The sequence below is a fragment of the Caulobacter sp. LARHSG274 genome (assembly GCF_052871235.1).
Map to the genome: position 1 here is coordinate 1 of NZ_JBIXJO010000032.1, position 21,802 is coordinate 21,802.

Below are 21,802 nucleotides of genomic sequence, written 5' to 3' on the forward strand. Positions count from 1 at the left end.
GCTCCGCCTCTTCCAACTCCACCGCCGGCAACTCCCGACCCACCATCCCGCAGCCTCCCTAAAACCAAGAGAGTCTGTCACGACTGAGTCGATACCGAGTCCGCGAACTTCTGAGTCAGGACACTAGAGCTGCGCCCGCTCGGTCGCGGCGATGAAGCCGCCCCCCAGCACCCGCTCGGGGTCGGCGGGGTCGTAGAGCACGCAGGCCTGGCCGGGAGCGACGCCTTCTTCCAGGACGTCGAACACCAGGCGCGCCTGACCGTCCGCCAGGGCCAGGCGGCCGGGGACCGGTTCGCGGGTCGAGCGCACGCGGGCCAGCACCGGCGCGCCGGCGGCGGCGGCGGCCTCCAGGCTGGCCTCGACCCCCAGCCAGTTGCCTTCCTTCAGCGACAGGGCCTGGGTCAGCAGGGCCTCGCGCGGGCCGACGATCACCTGGCGCTTGTCGGCGTCGATGCGGACCACGAACAGCGGGTCGCCGACGGCGATGTTCAGGCCGCGGCGCTGGCCGATGGTGTAGCGGGTGACGCCCTCGTGGCGGCCGAGCACCCGGCCGTCCATATGCACCATGTCGCCGGGCAGGGCCCCCTGCGGCCGGATGCGGTCGATCACCGTGGTGTACTTGCCCTCGGGCACGAAGCAGATGTCCTGGCTGTCGGGCTTGTCGGCGATGGCCAGGCCCAGCTCGGCGGCCACCTGGCGCACGGTCGGCTTGTCCAGGCCGCCCAGCGGGAAGCGCAGGAAGTCCAGCTGCTCGGCCGTGGTGGCGAACAGGAAATAGCTCTGGTCCTTGGCCGGGTCGGCGGCGCGGCGCAGCTGCGGCCGGTTGGCCCCCGCGGCGAAGCTGCGCTGCACATAGTGGCCGGTGGCCATGGCCTCGGCCCCCAGGTCGCGGGCGACGTCCAACAGGTCGCGGAACTTGACGGTCTGATTGCAGCGCACGCAGGGGATCGGGGTCTCGCCGCGCAGATAGGCGTCGGCGAACTCCTCGATCACCTGTTCCTTGAAGCGGCTTTCGTAGTCGAGGACATAGTGCGGGATGCCGATCCGCTCGGCCGCCATCCGGGCGTCCATGATGTCCTGGCCGGCGCAGCAGGCGCCCTTCTTGGCGATGGCCGCGCCATGGTCGTAGAGCTGCAGGGTGACGCCGACCACGTCATAGCCGGCCTTGGCCAGCAGGGCGGCGGTGACGGTGGAGTCGACCCCGCCCGACATCGCCGCGATGATCCGCGTCCCGACCGGCAGGCCGACGGCCAGGCGCGCAGCCTCGACGGCGCGGTCGAGGGCTGAGGCGGCGGTGCTCGTGCTGTCGATCGGGGCGAGGATGGCGTCCATCGCGCGCATATAGCGGCTTGGGGCCGGTTTTGCGAGGTTTGGGGCGCAGTTGCTACTTCAACACATTCAGCAGCGACGAATTCTGCAGGCTCGCGAACACCTGGGCCGAGGCCTGGACCGCCAGCTTGGCCGACTCCAGCCGGGTGACCGCCTCGGCCATGTCGACGTCGGTGATGCCGCCGACCATGGTGCTCAGGGTGTCGGCCTGGCTCTTCAGGTCGGTCTGGGCGGTGTCGAAGCGCTTCTGGTTGAGGCCGTTCTTGGCCTGGGCGTCGGTGAGGCCGGTGCGGGCGGCGTCGAAGGTCGGCAGCAGGCCCTTGAGGAAGTTGCTCTGGGTCTCGGTCAGCTTGCCCGTGAACGGGCCGTTGGCGTCGACATAGGCCTGCACCTGCTTGAAGGCGTTGAACACCCCCGTGCCCAGCTGGTCGGCCAGCACGCCGGTGTCGACCGAGGTGGTGTCGTCGATGCGGTTGCTGGTGACGTACTGGTCGTTCTGGAACAGCGAGGCGGTGCTCGGCGCGGCGGTCAGGTCGGCCATGGTGGCGGCGGTCGTCGGCTGGGTGTCGGACTTGGCGCCGGCGAAGACGTAGCGGCCGTTGGACTTGGCGTTCAGGCCCTGGATCACGTCGCCGAACGCGCCGCCCAGCGACTGCATCAGGGTTTCGGCGCTGCCGGCGGCGATGGCGTTGGCGATCGCCTCGCGGGCGTCCTGGGTGGCGTCGCCGACCTGGCCGATGCTGGTGTCCTGCACGTCGAGGCGATTGGAGACCATGCTGGTCTGGTCGAGGAAGCCGGCGACCTTGGCCTGGGCGCTGCGCATGGCGGTCAGCACCTCGGCGTTCTTGGCATAGCCCTTCAGGTCGTTGGCGTTCTTCTGGCTGGACACCTGTTCGCCGGCCACGCTCTGCAGCACCTGGGCGCGCATCAGGTTGCTGGTCATCACGCCGAAATTGCCGGAGGTGGAGACGCGGGTCATGGCTTGAACCTATGAAACGATGTTGGTGAGGACATCGAACATGTCCTTCGTCGCCTGGATCAGGCGGGCGGAGGCGTTGAACGCCTGCTGGTAGGTGGTCAGGTTGACCAGCTCCTCGTCGAGGTTGACGCCCTCCTGCGACTGGCGCTGGGCGTTGACCTCGGTCTGGACCCCGGCCGAGGATTCCTTGCGGCTGGTGGCGGCGGCGGCCTTGCGGGCGACCGAGCCGCTGAAGTCGGCGCCGTAGCTGAGCACGCTCTTGGTGGCGGCGCTCATGTCGCCGGCGGCGGCGAAGCTGGTGGTGACGTCGCCGGCCTTGGCCATGGCCAGGGCCCCGCGGCCGTCGCCGACCGCCAGGGCCGCGACCCCGGCCGCGACGGTCAGGTCCAGCTTGGCGAAGGGCAGGCGGGTCGGATTGGCCGCCATGGTCGGATCGACCGAGAACTGGTCGCCGCGGGTGCTGCGCTCGGTCGGGCCGATGCCGAACAACTGGCTGAGCGAGGGGCCGTTGGTCCCGCGCTGGGTGGCGTCGGACACCACCGACAGGCTGACCGGGGTGGCGGTGTTGGAGGTGAAGCTCAGCTCGCCCTTCGAACCCAGGGCGAAGGCGCCGTACAGGCCCACGCCGCCGTTGCGGGCGTTCAGGCCGTCGATCAGCTCCTGCATCGTGCCGGTCCCCGTGGGCACGGTGACCTTGACGTCGCGGATGCGGCCGCCGTCCAGGTCGGTGACGCGCAGGGTGATGGATTGGCCGGCGGCGAAGCCGCTCTGGTCGCCGGCCAGCATGCCGGTCTCGTAGGGCGAATAGCCGTTCGAACGGATGACGTCGTTGAGGCCGAAATACTGGCTGAAGCCCTTGCCGGCCTTGGTCGAGGGGGTGGTGGCGTCATCGACGATGGCGATGCCGTTGGTCGCGCTGGCGGTCTGCAGGCTGAGCGCGCCGTTGTTGAAGCTCGCCGTGCCTAGGCCGCCGAGGGCGGTGGTCAGCTGGGTCGTGAAATTGGTGTTGTTGAAGCTCGGGCCGGGCAGGCCGTCGACGGTCATGCTGCCCGTGGTGAAGTCGATGTCGACCCGCTTCTGGATGACGCCGGCGGCGTTGGTGATGGCGACCGTGGTCTTGCCGGTGAAGTTCTTGAAGGCCGAGTCGGAGTCGAGCCCAGTGTCGCGGCCGGTCATGCTGGCCGGGGCCGGCACCGAGGAGGAGGCGTTCGAGGCGCGGTTCAGCTCTTGGGCGGCCCGGGTGACGAATTCGCCCAGCTGCTCGGACATTGCCGGCAGCTCCTTGTTGCGCAGCTCCAGCAGGCCCTTGATCTCGCCGCTGGAGATGTTGAGCGGCATGACCTGGCCGCCGCTGTTGGCGGTGACCACGGTCAGGAAGCCGCTGGCGCCGCCGGACTGGTTGTAGGTCACCGTGGCCGGGCCGTCTCCGGCCAGGCTGACGCCCTCGGTCGAGCGCACCATCACCCCGCCGTTGGCGCGTCCGCTGACCTGGATGTTCATCAAGGACGACAGCTCGTCGATCAGGCCGCCCTGGACGTTCTCCGAACCGGTGGCGTCGGCGCCGGACATCTGGGCGCGGGTGATGTCGACGTTCAGGCTGTCGATCTGCTTGAGCAGGTCGTTGACGCGCGAGACGTCGCCGCCGATGCGGTTGTCGGCGTCCTTGGCCAGGCCCGAAAGCGAGGCGGTGATGCGCTTGCTCTCGCCCAGGAAGTCGTCGACCTTGGTGATCGCCTGGCTGCGCAGCAGGGTCGAGGACGGATCGTCCACCGCCGCCGAGAAGGCCGAGAAGATGTCGTCCAGGGTCGAGAAGTAGTTGGTGTCGGCGCTGGGGTCGCCGAACAGCTGCTGGGCGCTGTCCATGGCCGTCGCCACGGCCGAGGCCTGGCCGCTGTCGGAGGCGGCGTTCAGGCTGGCGGCCTGCATGTACTTGTCGGTGGCCCGCTTGATGGCGTCGATATTGACGCCCACGCCCATGCCGCTGGAGATCAGGTTCGACTGGCTGATCGTCTTGCGGACATAGCCGGCGGTGTTGATGTTGGCGATGTTGTCGGAAACGACGCGCAGGCCCGTCTGGGACGCCATCATGCCCGAGGTCGCGATATTGAGGATGCTGTTCAGCGACATCAGTCTTCTCCAGCCCGCTCGGCAAAGCAGGAACGGCACGACGCGGCCTTGCCCGGCGAAATCTGCCGGGCGTGGCGGGGGGCGGCCCCTTCGATCATGTTCAAGCCATTGAATTGCATGGCGTTTCGTTCCTGACGTCGAGCAAGCGACAGGAAGTCATGCGCAAGGAGGGCGCCAACTGCGGGTGAGGCGCGACGACGCGGCAAGCCGCACCCCTTCAACCCGGTTCGACTCGGCAAAAAGCGCCGTGGTCGGTCGATCTGAAGTGGTAAATTCTTACTTAACTTCAATCTATTCAATGAGTTGATCGGCGCTGGCGAGTTGGCCCGGCGGTTGCTGAGGAAGGAGCGGATCAAGGCGTGTCCTCTCCGGGCCGCCATCCTCCGTGGACTTCATCGCCGCATGACCGCGATCGCCGCCAGCAACGCCGTCTCCTCGCTGCCGACCCCCGCTGTCGGCGGGTTCGACAAGGACGCGGCCGAAGGGTTCGGCGCGCTGCTGGCCCAGGCCGGAAGCGCGACCCCCGCGAAGGACAAGCCTTCCGCCCAGGACGCCAAGAGCCAGGACGGCAAGGCGGCCGACGCCCAGACCGCGACGGCCAAGGCCGCGACGGCCAAGGCTGTCGACGGCAAGATCGCCGACAAGGCGGCGGACAAGGCCGCGGACGACAAGGTTTCGGACGCCAAGGCCTCCGACAGAGCTGAAGCCAAAGCCTCCGACAAAGCTGACGCCAAGGCCGAGGCCAGCGACAGCAAGGACAGCAAGGACCCGGCCGCCACGGTGGCCGAGGATGCGGCCCCGGCCAAGGACGCTTCGAGCGCCAACGCGGCCGCCAACCCGGCCGACGCCGTCGCCCAGGCCGCCGCGACCCTGATCGCGGCCATGCAAGTTCCCCAGGCTCCGGCGCAAACCCCGGCGCCCGAGGCCGAAACCGCCGCCGCCCCGGTTGCTCCTGCGGCGACCGACGTCGCCTTCGCAGCCCTGACGGCCCAGGCCGGCGTCAAGACCCAGGCCGCGACGCCCGCCGCCGCACTCGCAGCGACCGACGTGGCCGCCGCGCCGACGCTCGACCTGCCCGAAACGCCGACGGTCTCGGCCGCCGACCTTACCGCCGCCGCCGCGGCTGCGGCCAAGGCGATCGCAACTACGCCCGCCAAGACGACGGCCGCCCCGGCGACGACGCCCGCCGCGCCGCCGGCCGCCGATCTGGCCACCGCCGCAGTGATCACCCCGCCGCCGGTCGATGCGGCCGCGCCGGCGCCCGCCGAAACCGCCGCCGCCGTCCAGGTCGTCGCGCCGCAGGTCGCCTCGGTGATCGGCAAGGTCGTCAAGACGGCCGAACCGAAGGCCGCCACGGCCGGGGCGACCAATCTGGCGACCGGCGAGGCCGAGCCCGCCCACGTCCAGGCCGTGCCTTCGGCCCATGCCGCCACCACCGGCGAGGACCTCGCCGACCAGGGCCAGGACCCGGCCGGTTCGCGGTCCCGGACCGAGATCGCCTCGGCCGCCCCGGCCCCCGCCGCCGATGCGGCGGCGCCGGTCCCGGCCTTCGCCGCGCCCGGCACCTCGGCCGCCCCGGCCCCGATCGTCCCGGCCCAGGCCAAGGTCGCCTCGGCCGAGACCGTCAGCCACCTGTCGACCGAGATCGCCAGCAAGGCGGTGGTCGGCAAGACCAGCCGCTTCGACGTGGTGCTGCAGCCCGAGGGCCTGGGCCGCGTCGACGTCCGCATCGAGATCGGCAAGGACGGCAAGCTGACCGCCGCCCTGAACTTCGACAATCCCCAGGCCGCCGCCGATCTGCGCGGCAAGTCGGGCGAGCTGCGCCAGGCCCTGGCCCAGGCCGGCTTCAACGTCGCCGACAACGCCCTCAGCTTCGACAGTTCCAGCCAGAACAACGGCCAGAGCCAAAACGCCTTCTTCAACTTCCAGGGCGGCGAGAACGGCCGCCAGGCCTTCAGCGGCCGCGCCTTCCAGGGCGCGCTGGCCGAGGAAGTCCCCACCCTTTCCCCGTCCGACCTGCTGCCCGGCCTGAGAACGGCCGACCGCAGCGGCGTCGACGTGCGAATCTAGGAGAGACCGTCATGGCCGTCGCCGCGACCAGCAACGCCGTCACCGACAAGATCAACAATTCGCGGACCTCGCTCGCCAACAACGAGCAGACGTTCCTGAAGCTGCTGACCACCCAGCTGAAGAACCAGGATCCCCTGGCGCCGACCGACACCACCCAGATGACCAGCCAGATCACACAGATGACCGGGGTCGAGCAGCAGCTGGTCACCAATGACCTGCTGACGGCCCTGGTCGGCATGAACACCAGCGGCGGCATCAGCGAGGGCGTCAACCTGATGGGCAAGCAGGTCACCGCCGAGACCGACAAGTCTCTGCTCAAAGGCGGCGAGGCGACCTGGAGCTACACCCAGAGCCGGGCGGCCACGTCGGTCAAGGTCGAGGTCCTGGACAAGTACGGCAAGACCATCGCCACCGTCCTGCCCGACGACATGGCCGGCGGCGACCACACCTTCAAGTGGGACGGCAAGAGCGCCGACGGGACCCCGCAGCCCGAGGGCGGCGAATACACCATCAAGGTGACGGCCACCGACGCCAACGCCGCGGCCATCACTACCACCGCCAAGGGGCGCGTCGACGGCGTCGTCACCAAGGTCACCAACGAGAGCGGCGTCAACATGGTCTGGATCGGCGACACCAAGGTGCCGCTCGACTCCGTGATCGGCGTCACCAACGCGGCCGCGGCCTAAGGCCGGCCAACAGACAACGGGCGTCAGAATGACGCCGTCGCGGCCTCTCCCACCCGAGGCCCAAACGCAAACCGCGCTGAACCCTCAAACCCTTTTGAACTTCATCGCAGGACCACAGTCATGAGCATCAACAGCGCCATGCTCGCCGGCGTTTCCGGCCTGATCTCCAACTCGTCGGCCCTGGCCGCGATCTCCGACAACATCGCCAACGTCAACACGGTCGGCTACAAGCGCAGCTCGGCCAATTTCTCGACCCTGGTGACCGCCCAGAGCAAGAACAGCACCTACAGCGCCGGCGGCGTGAAGGCCACGACCCACCAGTTCGTCAGCCAGCAGGGCCTGACCCAGTCGACGACCTCGAACCTGGACCTGTCGATCGCCGGCTCGGGCTTCTTCGTGGCCACCGAAAAGCCCGAAGGCCTGACCGCCACCGACACCCGCTCGTTCACCCGCGCCGGTTCGTTCCAGCTCGACAACCTCGGCTATCTGAAGAACGACGCCGGCCTCTATCTGCAGGGCTGGCTGGCCGATCCGGTGACCGGCACCATCACCCCCGACCCGTCGGACCTGACCCAGCTGTCGTCGATCAATGTCGGCACGGTCGGCGGCACCGCCGAGAAGACCACCCGGGTCGGCGTCAACGCCAACCTGCGTTCGGAACAGACGGTTTCGGCCTCGGCCAGCTACACGATCCCCAAGACCGCCGCCGACAGCGCCGCGGTGAGCCACAACTACAATGTCACCTACGACCCGACCGGCACGGCCAACCAGTACAAGGTCACGCTGAAGGAAGCCGGCGCCACCGTCGCCACCGGCACCGCGACCTACGACCCGACGACCACGCCGCCGGCCCTGCTGAGCTTCATGCAGGACCAGACCGCGCCGGCCGTTCCGGTCAACGTGACCGCGTCGGGCATCGTGATCTCGCCCGGCGTCACCGTTCCGGTCGCCAGCCTTGGCCTCTCCAACACCACCGACGCCATCGCCGGCGGCGTCTACGACCCGGCGGTCAAGTCGATGTCCGACTACGCCCTGGACAACACCAAAGGCGTCAAGCCGGACTTCGAGATCCAGATCCCGGTCTCGGACTCCAAGGGCGGCCAGCGCACGGTCACCCTGTCGCTGCTGAAGGGCGCGGGCCCGAACGAATGGTACGCCGAACTGCGCGCCAAGCCGGGCGACCTGGACAACAACGCCAACGGCCTGATCAGCTCGGGCAAGGTGACCTTCACCACCGACGGCAAGCTGGCCAGCACCGGCACGCTGTTCGGCGCCACCAACCCGACCTCGATCAGCATCGCCGCCTCGGACCCGCTGTCGACCGGCACGACCCCGCGCTGGGCCGACGGCCTGGGCATCGACTCGCAGGACATCCAGATCGACCTGGCCAGCGCCTCGGGCGGCCTGACCCAGTACAACAGCCAGTCGGTGGTCCAGTCGGTCAACACCAACGGCACCGCCTTCGGCAACCTCACCAACATCGAGGTCGACGACCAGGGCTATGTCTCGGCGATCTTCGACAACGGCGTGACCCGCCGCATCGCCCAGGTGGCGGTGGCGACCTTCTCCAACCCCAACGGCCTGAAGGGCGTCAACGGAAACTCTTACCGGGTGACCAACGAGAGCGGCACCTACAGCCTGAAGACTCCGGGCCAGGGCGGGGCGGGCTCGATTGCTCCGTCGACGCTGGAAGCTTCCACCGTCGACCTGTCGACTGAGTTCACTGGCCTGATCACCACCCAGAGAGCCTATTCGGCATCGTCGAAAATCATCACTACCGCCGACCAGATGCTTGAGGAACTTCTGAGCATTAAACGGTAATTATAGGTCTTAACTGACCTTAATTACCCTGTGTCACATTGAGACATCACGGGAGTAGGGAGAAAGCCTCATGTTTCAGTCTTTCTTTACTATTGGAATTAAGCCGATGTTATTTCCCGGCGTCTATATTCCTCTCCAACAGTGATGGTTGTGGGAAAGGCGTAAAGCCATGTTGCAGCAGCAGCGCACGAACAGCCGGGGTGAGAAGTACGTGATCGGTCCGACCGGCGCGCCTCTGACTCTCTCCGACTTGCCGCCTCCGGAAACCCAGCGTTGGGTGATCCGGCGCAAGGCCGAGGTGGTCGCCGCCGTTCGCGGCGGTCTCCTCTCGCTCGACGAGGCGTGCGATCGATACAAGTTGACCAACGAGGAGTTCCTCGCCTGGCAGCAGTCGATCGAACGCCACGGCCTGGCGGGTCTTCGGACCACCCGGCTCCAGCAGTACCGCTAGCCGCGGGACTGAAAAAGGCGACGCCGCGCGGGGGCGAAAGTCCCCGCGGGCCCTCCCGGCGCAGATCAGCGGCCGCGTCCCCCTGGGGCGCGGCCGCGACCTTTTGGCGCTTCTCCCGAGCCTCGCCAGGCCCGGATGTAAACGACCCGTTTACCTTGGACTGGGTAAATCCTGCCTAGCGACGGCGTGCTTCGGCGCCCGGCGGTTCGCGCTCCCCTTGGGGCGCGGTTCAGGGGATGGGCGTAGTTTGGACAAGTTGCTCAGCGCGATCCAAAGGTTCGGGGTCGGCCGTCTGGCCGCCCTGATCGGCGTCGCCGCCGGCGCGATCGCCGTGATCGCCGCCGTCACCATGATGATGAGCAAGCAGCCCAACGAGCTGCTGCTGTCGAACGTCGATCCCAAGGAATCCGCCGCCGCCACCCAGGCGCTCGACACCGCCGGCATCAAGTACGAGACCAAGAGCGACGGCTCGACGATCTATGTCGCCCGCGACAAGGTCAATTCGGCCCGCCAGCTGATCTTCACCAAGGGCCTGGTGACCTCCGGCTCGGTCGGCTACGAGATCTTCGACACCGGCAACGCCCTGGGCCAGACCGACTTCGTCCAGCAGCTGAACCGCCAGCGGGCCCTGCAGGGCGAGCTGGAGCGCACCATCCAGGGCTGGGACGGCGTGCGCGCCGCCCGCGTCCACCTGGTGATCCCCAAGCGCCAGCTGTTCGAGGAAGACGCCGAGAAGCCGACCGCCGCCGTCACCATCAGCACCGGCCGCGAGCCGTCCGCCGACATGGTCCGCGCCGTCCAGAACCTGGTGGCCGGTTCGGTCGCCGGCATGAAGCCCGACGCGGTCAACGTCATCGACCAGCACGGCAAGACCCTGTCGGCCGGCGGCGACGAGAGCCTGGCCGGCAAGCTGGCCCAGGACGCCAAGAGCGAGGCCGAGGCCCGCATCGCCAAGACCGTCAAGGAAATGATCGACGGTGTGCTCGGCCCGGGCAAGGCCCGCGTCAACGTGACCGCCGACCTCGACCTGAACCGCGTCACCACCCAGGAGCGCAAGTTCGACCCGGACGGCCAGGTCATCCGCTCGGAAAGCACCAACGAAGCCAACAACAGCGAGACCAAGAACGACGACACCGGCGGCGTCAGCTCGACCCAGAACATCCCCGGCCAGACCCCCAACGGCTTCCAGCCGCTGGGCAGCAAGTCGGGCAGCAATGAGAGCGTCACCAACTACGAGATTTCGGAAAGCACCAAGACCACGGTCCAGGAGCCGGGCACGGTGCGCAAGGTGGCCGTGGCCGTGGCCATTGACGGCGTCACCGCCCCTCCGGGCAAGGACGGCAAGCCCGGCGCCTACACCCCGCGCAGCGCCGAGGAGATGGCGCAGCTGGAGCAGCTGGTGAAGACCGCGGTCGGCTTCGACCAGGCGCGCGGCGACCAGGTCTCGGTGGTCAATGTCCGCTTCCCGCAGCCCGAGGACCAGGGCCTGGGCAAGGCCGGCCTGATGGACGGCATCGACAAGAACGACATCATGCGCTTCGCCGAGCTGGGCGTGCTGGCCATCGTCGCCCTGCTGGTGCTGCTGTTCGCGGTGCGGCCGTTCCTGAAGAGCCTGATGAGCCCGCCGCCGACCCCGCTGGGCTTGGCCCTGAACGCTCCGCAGGTGACCCGCATGGTCACCCTGTCGGACGGCTCGACCCAGGAAGTGGTCGTCGACCACGCCGGCGAGCCGATCGCCCTGGCCGGCCCCGACATGGATCACCGCATCGACATCGCCAAGATCGAGGGCCAGGTGAAGGCCTCGTCGGTCAAGCGGGTCTCCGAGTTCGTCGAAAAGCATCCCGACGAGTCGGTGGCGATCCTGCGCACCTGGCTGCACGAGTCTGAGTGATGGCCAAGAGCTCAATCACCGACGTCAAGAAGCTGACGGGCCCCGAGAAGGCCGCGATCGTGCTGCTCGCCCTGGGCGAAGAGCACACCGCGATCTGGGAAGCGCTGGACGACGAAGAGATCAAGGAAGTCTCGCAGGCCATGGCCGGCCTCGGCTCGATCTCGGCCTCGGTCGTCGAGGAGCTGCTGGTCGAGTTCGTCTCGGGCATGAGCTCGACCGGCGCGATCATGGGCTCGTACGAGCAGACCCAGCGCCTGCTGTCGGCCTTCATGCCGCCGGAGAAGGTCGACCAGCTCATGGAGGAGATCCGCGGTCCGGCGGGTCGCACCATGTGGGACAAGCTGGGCAATGTGAACGAGGCGGTGCTCGCCAACTATCTGAAGAACGAATATCCGCAGACCGTCGCGGTGGTGCTGTCGAAGGTGAAGTCCGACCACGCCGCCCGCGTGCTGGCCTCGCTGCCGGAAGACTTCGCCCTGGAATGCGTCACCCGCATGCTGCGGATGGAGCCGGTGCAGCGCGAGATCCTCGACAAGATCGAGCAGACCCTGCGCACCGAATTCATGTCGAACCTGGCGCGCACCTCCAAGCGCGACAGCCACGAGATGATGGCCGAGATCTTCAACAACTTCGACCGCCAGACCGAGGCGCGGTTCATCGCGGCCCTGGAAGAGCGCAACCGCGAGGCTGCCGAGCGCATCCGCGCCCTGATGTTCGTGTTCGAGGACCTGTCCAAGCTCGACCCGGGCGGCGTCCAGACCCTGCTGCGCGCCACCGGCAAGGAGCAACTGGCCCTGGCCCTGAAGGGCGCCTCGGACAAGCTGCGCGAGATGTTCTTCTCCAACATGTCCGAACGCGCCAGCAAGATCATGCGCGAGGACATGGAGAGCATGGGCCCGGTGCGCCTGAAGGACGTCGACCAGGCCCAGGTGGCCATGGTCCAGGTCGCCAAGGACCTGGCCGCCAAGGGCGAGATCATGCTGGCCGGCTCGGGCAGCGAAGACGAGCTGATCTATTGAGGAGGATGGCAGCATGACCGACATCCCCCACAAGCGCTTCACCTTCGACACCGTGTTCGACGACCGCGGCGGCGTGTCCGCCCCGCCGCGGGTGAAGAAGAACTTCACCCTGGAGGAGCTGGAGCTCGCCAAGGCCGAGGCCTTCGCCGCCGGCGAGCAGTCGGCCGTGGCCCAGGCCGAGCGCGAGGCCGCCGTGGCCCTGGGCCAGGTCGGCCAGGCGATCCACAGCGCCTTCTCCACCCTGGCCGCCGTGGCCCACGAGCACCGCGAGGGCTCCGCCATGCTGGCCCTGGCCTGCGGCCGGGCGATCGCCGACGCGGCCCTCGACCAGTTCCCGGAGGCCCCGACCCAGGCGGCCCTGGTCGCTCTGGCCCGCGAGGTCGAGGCCCAGCCGAAGCTGACCGTCCGCGTCGCCTCGCACCTGGTCGAGCGCACCCAGGCGGCGCTGGAGACCACCGCCCACGCCATCGGTTTCCCGGGCCAGATCCTCGCCCGGGCCGACGCCCATCTGCCGGCCGCCGCCTTCGTCCTCGACTGGGGCGACGGTCGCGCGGCCTTCGACCCGACCGACGCGGCCGCCCGCGTCACCCAGGCCCTCGAAGCCGCCATCGCGGCCGAGGGACTCCACGCCGAACCCCTGCTTCCCGCTAGCGAAGGCTGACCGCCATGGCCGAAGACAATCTCACCCTCGACGAATTCGGCGGCAGCATGCTGGCCTCCGAAATGCCCGTCGAGCTCAGCGACAAGATCGCCTCCGACCTGGCGCCGGTGTTCGACGTCCCCGTCAACATCTCGGCCGTGCTGGGCCGCGCCCACATGTCGGTGGCGCAGCTGCTGCAGCTGCAGGCCGGCAGCATCCTGGAGCTGGACCGCAAGGTCGGCGAGGCGATCGACATCTATGTCAACAACCGCCTGGTGGCCCGCGGCGAGGTCGTCGTCGTCGACGAGCGCCTGGGGGTGACCATGACGGAAATCATCAAGGACGGCGACGCCGCCGGCTGACGCTGCGCGCCGTCGAGTGAAGCCTAATCGGTCGGGATACCGGGGCATGAAGGCCCCAACGGAGAAAAAACGATGCGCCTCCTGGTCGTCGGAAAACTGAACGGACAGCTCTCGGTCGCCGTGAAAATGGCGATGAACACCGGGGCCAAGGTCTCGCATGTCGAGACCACCGAGGCCGCGACCCATGCGCTGCGGGCCGGGCAGGGGGCCGACCTGCTGATGGTCGACTACACGCTCGACATCGCCGGCCTGATCGCCGCCAACGAGTCCGAACGGATCCGGGTGCCGGTCGTCGCCTGCGGGGTCGACGCCGACCCGATGCGGGCCGCCGCGGCGATCAAGGCCGGCGCCAAGGAATTCATCCCGCTGCCGCCCGACGCAGAACTGATCGCCGCGGTCCTGGCCGCGGTTACCGACGACGAGCGGCCGATGATCGTCCGCGACCCGGCGATGGAGAACGTCATCCGCCTGGCCGACCAGGTCGCGCCGTCCGAGGCCTCGATCCTGATCACCGGCGAAAGCGGCTCGGGCAAGGAGGTGATGGCCCGCTACGTCCACGCCAAGTCGCGTCGGGCCAAGGCGCCGTTCATCTCGGTCAACTGCGCCGCCATTCCCGAGAACCTGCTGGAGAGCGAGCTGTTCGGCCACGAGAAGGGCGCCTTCACCGGCGCCGTGGCCCGCCGCATCGGCAAGTTCGAGGAAGCCAACGGCGGCACCCTGCTGCTGGACGAAATCAGCGAGATGGACGCCCGCCTGCAGGCCAAGCTGCTGCGCGCCATCCAGGAGCGCGAGATCGACCGGGTCGGCGGCTCCAAGCCGGTCAAGGTCGACATCCGCATCCTGGCCACCTCCAACCGCGACCTGGCCCAGGCCGTGAAGGAAGGGGTGTTCCGCGAGGACCTGCTGTACCGCCTGAACGTCGTCAACCTGCGCCTGCCGCCGCTGCGCGAGCGCCCGGGCGACGTCGTCACCCTATGCGAGCACTTCGTGAAGAAGTACTCGGCCGCCAATGGCGTGGCCGAAAAGCCGATCTCGGCCGAGGCCAAGCGCCGGCTGATCGCCCACCGCTGGCCGGGCAACGTCCGCGAGCTGGAGAACGCCATGCACCGGGCGGTGCTGCTGTCGCCGGGCGCGGAGATCGAGGAATTCGCCATCCGCCTGCCCGACGGCCAGCCCCTGGCCCCGGCTCCGGACGCCGCCGTGGCCCGCGGGGCGCAGATGGCCGCCGACGCCGTGTCGCGCACCTTCGTCGGCTCGACCGTCGCCGAAGTCGAGCAGCACCTGATCATCGAGACCCTGGAGCACTGCCTGGGCAACCGCACCCACGCGGCCAACATCCTGGGCATCTCGATCCGGACCCTGCGCAACAAGCTGAAGGAATATTCCGACGCCGGCGTCTCGGTGCCGCCGCCCCAGGGCGGCGTGGCCGCCGCCTGACCGGAGCCGTGTCCGGGGGCCGCGACCATCGGTCAGGCGCCCGACATGGCTAATTTCGATTAAGCACGTGGCCCTGGCGCGCAAATCGCTTCAAGCGCGAGAGGGCCAGATCAGCATCGAAGGGTTTCATGGCTGACGCCGCCGCGCCCAAGGCCGCCTCTTCCCTCCCCAGCGCCGGGTCGCTGTGGGCCGGAATCCTGCGCGGCGAGATGGGCCTGGCCCTCGGCGTGGTCGGCATCATCGTCCTGCTGATCATCCCGGTGCCGGCGATGATGCTGGACCTGCTGCTGGCCATCTCGCTGACCGGCGCCGTGCTGATCCTGATGACCGCGGTGCTGATCAAGAAGCCGCTGGAATTCACCTCGTTCCCGACCGTCCTGCTGGTCGCCACCCTCTATCGCCTGGGGCTGAACATCGCCTCGACCCGCCTGATCCTCGGCCATGGCCAGGAAGGCACCGGCGGCGCGGGCGCGGTGATCGAGTCGTTCGGCCACCTGATCATGAACGGCAACTTCGTGATCGGGACGATCGTCTTCATCATCTACGTGGTGGTGAACTTCATGGTCGTCACCAAGGGTTCGGGCCGGATCGCCGAGGTCGCGGCCCGCTTCACCCTGGACGCCATGCCCGGCAAGCAGATGGCCATCGACGCCGACCTGTCGACCGGCCTGATCGACCAGGAGACCGCCAAGCAGCGCCGCAAGGACCTCGAGCAGGAATCGACCTTCTTCGGGGCGATGGACGGGGCGTCAAAGTTCGTGAAGGGCGACGCCGTCGCCGGCCTGATCATCACCGGCATCAATATCGTCGGCGGCATCCTGATCGGCGTCGTCCAGCACAAGATGCCGATCGGCGAGGCCTCGGCCAGCTACACCCTGATGACCATCGGCGACGGCCTGGTCAGCCAGATCCCGGCCCTGATCATCTCGATCGCCGCCGGCCTGGTGGTGTCCAAGGCCGGGGTCGAGGGCTCGGCCAACGCCGCCCTGGTCACCCAGCTGGCGATGAACCCGGTGGCCCTGGGCATGGTCTCGGCCTCGGCCGGGGTCATCGCCCTGATCCCCGGCATGCCGATCATCCCTTTCGCCGCCCTGTCGGCCGGGGCCGGCTACCTGGCCTATCGCCGCGCCGCCAAGGCCAAGGAGCCGCCGCCGATCGACCCGGCCCTGGCCGCCGCCGCCACGGCCGAGCCCGAGGAAGAGCCGATCAGCGCCTCCCTGGCCATCGACGACGTCAAGATCGAGCTGGGCTACGGCCTGCTGACCCTGATCAACGATCTGGACGGCCGCAAGCTGACCGACCAGATCCGCGCCCTGCGCAAGACCCTGGCCACCGAGTTCGGCTTCGTGATGCCGCCGGTCCGCATCCTCGACAACATGCGTCTGGTCAACCAGGGCTACGCCATCCGCATCAAGGAGATGGAGGCCGGGACCGGCGAGGTGCGCCTGGGCTGCCTGATGGCCATGGACCCGCGCGGCGGCCAGGTCGAGCTGCCCGGCGAGCACGTGCGCGAACCCGCCTTCGGCCTGCCGGCCACCTGGATCGAGGACGCCCTGCGCGAGGAAGCCACCTTCCGCGGCTACACCGTCGTCGATCCGGCCACGGTGCTGACCACCCACCTGACTGAGATCCTCAAGGAGAACATGGCCGACCTGCTCTCCTACGCCGAGGTGCAGAAGCTGCTGAAGGAACTGCCCGAGGGCCAGAAGAAGCTGGTCGACGACCTGATCCCCTCGGTGGTCAGCGCCACGACCATCCAGCGCGTGCTGCAGGCGCTGCTCAAGGAGCGGGTCTCGATCCGCGACCTGCCGCAGATCCTGGAGGGCATCGGCGAGGCCGCGCCGCACACCGCCTCGGTGGTGCAGCTGGTCGAACAGGTCCGCGCCCGCCTGGGCCGGCAGCTGTGCTGGGCCAATCGCGGCGACGACGGCGCCCTGCCGATCATCAGCCTGTCGGCCGAGTGGGAGCAGGCCTTCGCCGAAGCCCTGGTCGGCCCGGGCGAGGACAAGCAGCTGGCCCTGGCCCCTTCGCGGCTGCAGGACTTCATCCGCGGCGTGCGCGAGGCCTTCGAGCGCGCGGCCCTGACCGGGGACTCCGCCGTGCTGCTGACCAGCCCCGGCGTGCGGCCCTATGTGCGCTCGATCATCGAGCGTTTCCGCGGCCAGACCGTGGTGATGAGCCAGAACGAGATTCATCCCCGCGCTCGCCTGCGCACGGTCGGCATGGTGTAGAAGGCTCACGACCGGTTACCGATTATTTCGGAACCGTCGCCACAAGGATGCGTTCGTTTCGGGGACGGGGGACCCCTGACGGAGCGAAATTCCATGTACACCAAGATCGCCTATCTTGCCGCCGCCGCGTCGCTTTCGCTGGCGAGCGCCGCCCTTGCTCAAAGCACCAACGCCAGCCCGGCCGCGGGATCCGCCGGGGTGGGCGCCAGCGCCCAGACGCCGGCGGGCTCGGCCTCGATGGGCGCGGCCACCCAGGCCCAGCCGAGCCAGGGCCTGCCGGGCGCGGCGTCGTCCACGACGACCCAGACGCCGGCCGGAACCACCGCGACGGGGACCACCGCGACGGACCCCAGCGCTTCGAGCACGACGGGCGCGGCCAGCGCCTCGGCGTCCGGCACGCCGTCCTCGGCCACCGTGGGCGTCGAGCCCAAGGTCGGCGCCGAGATCAAGGACCCCTCGGGCGTCGTGGTCGGCACCATCGCCGGCACCTCGGCCGGGGCCGACGGCTCGACCAATGTCGTGGTCACCAGCGGCGACAAGAAGTTCGCCCTGCCCAAGGCCAGCCTCAGCGTCGGGGCCGACGGCGCCCTGGCCACCACGGCCACCAAGGCCCAGATCGACGCCACCCTGGCCGGCGCCAAGCCGCAATAGTCCGTCCCACATCGACGCGACGACCCGAAGCCCGCCCGGCATTGCCGAGCGGGCTTCACGCTGCTAGCGATGGGGCCTACCCGGCGGAGTTACCGCTGACATGAGGGGTATCGGATGGCTCCGGCCAACAAATCCAAGGCGCGCGGCTCGAGCGGTTTGTTCTGGGATCTGCTGACGTTCGATCGACTCGTCACCGGACCGGTGATTCATCTGATCTATTGGTCGGGGCTGGGCGTGGTGGCCCTGTTCGCGTTTTCCGTGGTCGGCGCCGCGGTCGGCCTGGCGCTGAAGGAACCCGGGTTGCAGTCGCTGCTGCTGGCCTTCCCGGTGCTGATCGCCGGCCTGCTGGTCGCCGCGGCCATGGTGCTGCTGTGGCGCGCCTTCTGCGAATTCTATGTCGCCATCTTCCGGATCAGCGAAGACCTGCGCGCCCTGCGCCAGGCCAGCGACGCCGATCATGCGGTGGCCACGGTCACCCGTCCGCCGGCCCAGTAGCTGATCGGCCAGGTTGCGAAGGGGCCGGGCGCCCCTGCGACCGAATAGCGCAGGTGTTGGAAAACCAGCGTTCTCTCTTGAGGTCGGCGCTTTGGCGCGACGTATACTCCGCAGGAGGGGTCTTTCGCCTCCGTCCCGGAGACGCGCCTTGGTCGCCCCTAGCGAGCCCCATCTAGTCGATATTCACGTCGGGAGCCGCGTGCGGGCCCGCCGCAAGGCCCTTGGGCTGAGCCAGACCCAACTGGCCGACAGCGTGCGGATCACCTTCCAGCAACTGCAGAAGTACGAGCGCGGGGCCAACCGCGTCAGCGCCTCCAAGCTCTACGGCATCGCCATGACGCTGCAGACCTCGGTCGCCTGGTTCTTCGAGGGCCTGGTGGTGCTCGACACCGACGCGGCGACCGGCGATCCGGCGGTCGACGAGCGCCGGGTGCAGATCATGCAGCGCTTCATGGCCTCGCCCGAAGGGGTCGAGCTGGCCACGCTGCTGTTGCAACTGCCGCATGGCCAGCGGCGGCAGATCGTGTCCCTGGTCAAGGCCCTGGGCGAAGGCGAAGCGGTGGGCGCGGAGGCTTAGGCCGCGAAGCGCTCGGCGAGGGCCGCGGCTCCGGCCTTCGGCCGGCCCTGGTCGTCGAAGGGGGCCGGGGCGTCGGCGGCGTTTTCGGCCCGCAGCCACGAATCCTGGTCGCGCAACCCCCACAGGGTGAAGGCGAAGCGCTGGCGCGGCGGCAGGGCCATGAAGGCCTCGGCGGCCTCGGCGTAGACGGCGGCCTGGCGCCGCTGAAGGTCGGCCCGCGACAGGAACTTGTTCTGGGCCCTCGTCAGCGAGACGTCGAGTTCGGAGATGTGGATTGGCAGGCCCAGGCCGGCCAGGTCGCGGATCATCTGGGTGATCTTGCCCGGGGCGATGTCGGCGGCCACGTGCATCTGGGTCCCCAGACCGGTCAGCGGCGCGCCCGAGGCCAGCAGCCGCTCGGCCAGGGCCAGATAGGTCGCCCGCTTCTTGGGATAATATTCGAGATTGTAGTCGTTGAGCAGCAGCACCGCGCCCGGATCGGCCTCGCGGGCGGTGCGATAGGCCAGGGCGATGTGGTCGAAGGCGCCCAGGCGCTGGGACCACAGGCTGTCGCGCCAGCCCTCGCCGTCCTCGGCCACGGCCTCGTTGACCACGTCCCAGCCGACCACCTGGCCGCGATAGCGCCCGGCCACGGCCAGGATGTAGTTGCGATAGGCCTGGGCGAAGCTGACCCGGCCCTCGTCGAGCCGCGCGAAGGCTTCGGGGGCCTGGGCGTACCAGACCAGGGTGTGGCCGAGCAGGCCCATGCCGTGGGCCCTGGCGAAGGCGGCGATGCGGTCGGGGGCGTCGAAGCGGAACGAACCGTCCGGCTGGACGACATATTCCATCTTCATCTGCCATTCGGGGGTCAGCTGGCTGACCTGGCGGGTCAGCAGCGCGACCAGGGCCGGGTCGTCCAGATGCCGGGCCTGGACGCAGGCGCCGACCCGGAACGGCGCCAGGCTCTTCAGCGGCGGCAGGTCGGCGGGGACCGGCTGGCCCTGGGCCTTGGGGCCGCAGGCGGCGACGGCGAGGGCCGAGCCGAGGACGGCGCGGCGGGATATCTCCTCCCCCGTGGAGCGAAGCGCAACGGGGGAGGGGGACCACCCCCGGGTCGCGCTTTGCGCGCGCCCGAGGATAAACTCCGTGGTGGAGGGGGCGTCCGGCGGCGAGGAGGTCGGCGTCAGGACGCCCCCTCCGTCACGCTGCGTATTCGCAGCGCGCCGCCTTCCCCGTTTCACGGGGGAGGAATAGAGGTCACCGCCCACCGGCCGCCGCCCGGCGCAGGCCCAGCTCGTCCAGGGCCGCCGTCTCCAGCTTGCCGGCCAGCCTGATCTTGGCGATCCGGGCGGCTTCGGCGACGTGCTCATACTTTTTCAGGCTCTCGAAGGCCATGGCCAGGGCGTCGCGGGCCCCGGCTTCCTCGATCAGCGCCTCATCGATCTCCAGCAGCGCCTGCTGGCGGCGGATCTTCGCCCCCTGGCGGAAACCGACCATGTACCAGCCGGCCTCGACGTCGCCCTGGGCCTGCAAGGCCTCGGCCTCGCTCTGGGCGTCGAGCATGGCCACCTTCAGCTCGGCGGCCTGGCGGCGCGCGACGATGTCGGCCAGACGCTTCTGCAGCGTCTCGACCTCGTGGTTGGAGATGCGGATCAGCGAGTCGGCCCATCGGGTCATGCGGCGTCACTCTGAAGGATGTGGGCGAGGTAGCCGAAGGAGTCGTCGAGGCTGGTGGCCTCGTCCTTGTCCTGGGCCAGGAAGGTCTCGACGGCGGGGTTCAGGCGGATGGCGCGGTCGATGACCGGATCGGCCCCGGCCCGATAGGCGCCGATGCGGATCAGCTCTTCCATGTTGGCGTAGGCGGACATGGTCTGGCGGGCGGCCTTGACGACCTCGCGCTCCTCCAGGGTCTGGCAGCCGGGCATGGTCCGCGAGATCGACTTCAGCACGTTGATCGCCGGGAAGCGGCCGCGCTCGGCGATGCCGCGCTCCATGACGATGTGGCCGTCGAGGATGCCGCGGGTGGCGTCGGCGATCGGCTCGTTGTGGTCGTCGCCGTCGACCAGCACCGTGAACAGGGCGGTGATCGGGGCGGCCACCGAGCCGTCGGGGCGGATCGGCCCCGGTCCGGCCCGCTCCAGCAGCTTGGGCAGCTCGGTGAAGACCGTGGGGGTGTAGCCCTTGGTGGTCGGCGGCTCGCCGGCGGCCAGGCCGATCTCGCGCTGGGCCATGGCGAAGCGGGTCACCGAGTCCATCAGGCACAGGACTTCCTGGTCCTGGTCGCGCAGGAACTCGCAGATCGCCAGGGTCATGTAGGCGGCCTGGCGGCGGGTCAGGGCCGGCTCGTCGGAGGTGGCGACCACGACGACGGCGCGCTTGAGGCCCTCCTCGCCGAGGGTCTCCTCGATGAACTCGCGGACCTCGCGGCCACGTTCGCCGATCAGGCCGACGACCACGGCGTCGCAGGTCGCCTGCTTGGCCAGCATCGACAGCAGCACCGACTTGCCGACCCCCGAGCCGGCGAAGATGCCCAGGCGCTGGCCGCGGCAGGTGGTGGTGAAGACGTTCATCGACCGCACGCCCAGGTCCAGGCGCTCGCCCACCCGGCCGCGGGCGTGGGCCGGCGGCGGCGGGGTCTTCAGCGGATAGGGGATCTCGCCCTGCGGGAGCGGGCCCAGGCCGTCGATCGGTTCGCCGAAGGCGTTGATGATCCGGCCCAGCCAGGCCTTGGTCGGACGCACCACCGCCCCCTCGGGCATGATGCGGATCTCGGCCCCGGGGGCCACGCCCTCGACCGGGCCGAACGGCATCAGCAGGGCGCGGGTCTCGCGGAAGCCGACCACCTCGGCCGGCAGCACCGGCAGGCCCAGGCGGTCGATCTCGACCCGGGCCCCGACCGCCAGGCGGGTCAGCCCGCCGCGGGCCTCGATCAGGAGGCCGTTCACGGCGGCGACGCGACCGGAGACGGTCAGCGGGTCGATGCGTTCGACGGCGGCGATCAGGCTGCGCAAGGCGGCTCCTAAATGACCTGCGTAGACTCCGCCATGGGGGTTAACC

General features: G+C 69.1%; 20 protein-coding genes. 13 read left to right on the forward strand and 7 right to left on the reverse strand.

Annotated elements, in window-relative coordinates:
• Nucleotides 1-123 precede the first annotated feature (123 nt).
• The 4 genes from mnmA to ACIPQB_RS25445 are packed head-to-tail and all read right to left on the reverse strand — an operon-like array spanning nt 124 to nt 4,791.
• On the reverse strand, nt 124-1,332 hold the full coding sequence (mnmA, locus tag ACIPQB_RS25430; RefSeq protein WP_446488064.1) for a tRNA 2-thiouridine(34) synthase MnmA: 1,209 nt from the start codon (nt 1,330-1,332) through the stop codon (nt 124-126).
• 52 nt (nt 1,333-1,384) lie between these two features.
• Nucleotides 1,385-2,308 (reverse strand): flagellin, encoded by a 924-nt coding sequence (locus ACIPQB_RS25435; protein ID WP_446488039.1) that lies wholly within the window; start codon nt 2,306-2,308, stop codon nt 1,385-1,387.
• 9 nt (nt 2,309-2,317) lie between these two features.
• A complete protein-coding gene (gene flgK, locus ACIPQB_RS25440) occupies nt 2,318-4,435 on the reverse strand; it encodes a flagellar hook-associated protein FlgK (protein ID WP_446488040.1) in 2,118 nt (705 codons plus the stop codon).
• Nucleotides 4,435-4,791, reverse strand: a complete 357-nt coding sequence (locus tag ACIPQB_RS25445; RefSeq protein ID WP_446488041.1) for a hypothetical protein — start codon at nt 4,789-4,791, stop codon at nt 4,435-4,437. Before ACIPQB_RS25445 ends, flgK begins: the two co-directional genes overlap by 1 nt.
• 46 nt (nt 4,792-4,837) lie before the next feature.
• Between ACIPQB_RS25445 and ACIPQB_RS25450 the strand changes: the two genes are divergently transcribed.
• The 13 genes from ACIPQB_RS25450 (at nt 4,838) to ACIPQB_RS25510 (ending at nt 18,766) form a co-directional block, all read left to right on the forward strand.
• The gene (locus ACIPQB_RS25450) at nt 4,838-6,505 is read left to right on the forward strand and encodes a flagellar hook-length control protein FliK (protein WP_446488042.1); all 1,668 of its coding nucleotides are present in this window, start codon (nt 4,838-4,840) and stop codon (nt 6,503-6,505) included.
• 11 nt (nt 6,506-6,516) lie between these two features.
• Nucleotides 6,517-7,191, forward strand: coding sequence for a flagellar hook assembly protein FlgD (locus ACIPQB_RS25455; protein ID WP_446488043.1), 675 nt, complete (start codon nt 6,517-6,519; stop codon nt 7,189-7,191).
• A gap of 120 nt (nt 7,192-7,311) precedes the next feature.
• Complete coding sequence (gene flgE / locus ACIPQB_RS25460; RefSeq protein WP_446488044.1) at nt 7,312-9,012, forward strand: flagellar hook protein FlgE; 1,701 nt, start codon at nt 7,312-7,314, stop codon at nt 9,010-9,012.
• Nucleotides 9,013-9,181: 169 nt separating this feature from the next.
• Nucleotides 9,182-9,463 carry a CtrA inhibitor SciP gene (sciP, locus tag ACIPQB_RS25465; RefSeq protein WP_056439427.1) on the forward strand — a complete coding sequence of 94 codons (282 nt, stop codon included), beginning with the start codon at nt 9,182-9,184 and terminating at the stop codon, nt 9,461-9,463.
• Between the two features lie 247 nt (nt 9,464-9,710).
• Nucleotides 9,711-11,354 (forward strand): flagellar basal-body MS-ring/collar protein FliF, encoded by a 1,644-nt coding sequence (fliF, locus tag ACIPQB_RS25470; RefSeq protein WP_446488045.1) that lies wholly within the window; start codon nt 9,711-9,713, stop codon nt 11,352-11,354.
• On the forward strand, nt 11,354-12,373 hold the full coding sequence (gene fliG / locus ACIPQB_RS25475) for a flagellar motor switch protein FliG (protein WP_446488046.1): 1,020 nt from the start codon (nt 11,354-11,356) through the stop codon (nt 12,371-12,373). The genes fliF and fliG overlap by 1 nt, the downstream gene beginning before the upstream one ends.
• Nucleotides 12,374-12,386: 13 nt before the next feature.
• Entirely contained in the window at nt 12,387-13,034 is a 648-nt protein-coding gene (locus ACIPQB_RS25480) for a FliH/SctL family protein (RefSeq protein ID WP_446488047.1), read from the forward strand.
• Between the two features lie 5 nt (nt 13,035-13,039).
• The gene (gene fliN, locus ACIPQB_RS25485) at nt 13,040-13,375 is read left to right on the forward strand and encodes a flagellar motor switch protein FliN (protein ID WP_446488048.1); all 336 of its coding nucleotides are present in this window, start codon (nt 13,040-13,042) and stop codon (nt 13,373-13,375) included.
• A 72-nt stretch (nt 13,376-13,447) separates the two neighbouring features.
• Nucleotides 13,448-14,812, forward strand: a complete 1,365-nt coding sequence (gene flbD, locus ACIPQB_RS25490; protein WP_446488049.1) for a sigma-54-dependent transcriptional regulator FlbD — start codon at nt 13,448-13,450, stop codon at nt 14,810-14,812.
• A 128-nt stretch (nt 14,813-14,940) separates the two neighbouring features.
• A complete protein-coding gene (gene flhA / locus ACIPQB_RS25495; protein ID WP_446488050.1) occupies nt 14,941-17,043 on the forward strand; it encodes a flagellar biosynthesis protein FlhA in 2,103 nt (700 codons plus the stop codon).
• A 93-nt stretch (nt 17,044-17,136) separates the two neighbouring features.
• The gene (locus ACIPQB_RS25500) at nt 17,137-17,694 is read left to right on the forward strand and encodes a hypothetical protein (RefSeq protein WP_446488051.1); all 558 of its coding nucleotides are present in this window, start codon (nt 17,137-17,139) and stop codon (nt 17,692-17,694) included.
• Between the two features lie 114 nt (nt 17,695-17,808).
• A complete protein-coding gene (locus ACIPQB_RS25505) occupies nt 17,809-18,189 on the forward strand; it encodes a DUF4282 domain-containing protein (RefSeq protein ID WP_446488052.1) in 381 nt (126 codons plus the stop codon).
• A 199-nt stretch (nt 18,190-18,388) separates the two neighbouring features.
• The gene (locus tag ACIPQB_RS25510) at nt 18,389-18,766 is read left to right on the forward strand and encodes a helix-turn-helix domain-containing protein (RefSeq protein ID WP_446488053.1); all 378 of its coding nucleotides are present in this window, start codon (nt 18,389-18,391) and stop codon (nt 18,764-18,766) included.
• Here ACIPQB_RS25510 and ACIPQB_RS25515 read toward each other — a convergent pair.
• Genes ACIPQB_RS25515 through fliI form a run of 3 tightly spaced genes read right to left on the reverse strand, consistent with a single transcriptional unit; the run spans nt 18,763 to nt 21,756 of the window.
• Nucleotides 18,763-19,986 (reverse strand): endo-1,4-beta-xylanase, encoded by a 1,224-nt coding sequence (locus ACIPQB_RS25515; RefSeq protein ID WP_446488054.1) that lies wholly within the window; start codon nt 19,984-19,986, stop codon nt 18,763-18,765. The two genes, ACIPQB_RS25510 and ACIPQB_RS25515, sit on opposite strands and share 4 nt — an antisense overlap.
• 16 nt (nt 19,987-20,002) lie before the next feature.
• Complete coding sequence (locus tag ACIPQB_RS25520; RefSeq protein WP_446488055.1) at nt 20,003-20,422, reverse strand: flagellar export protein FliJ; 420 nt, start codon at nt 20,420-20,422, stop codon at nt 20,003-20,005.
• Nucleotides 20,419-21,756: a flagellar protein export ATPase FliI gene (gene fliI, locus ACIPQB_RS25525; RefSeq protein WP_446488056.1), complete on the reverse strand. Its 1,338-nt coding sequence runs from the start codon at nt 21,754-21,756 to the stop codon at nt 20,419-20,421. The genes ACIPQB_RS25520 and fliI overlap by 4 nt, the downstream gene beginning before the upstream one ends.
• Nucleotides 21,757-21,802 lie beyond the last annotated feature (46 nt).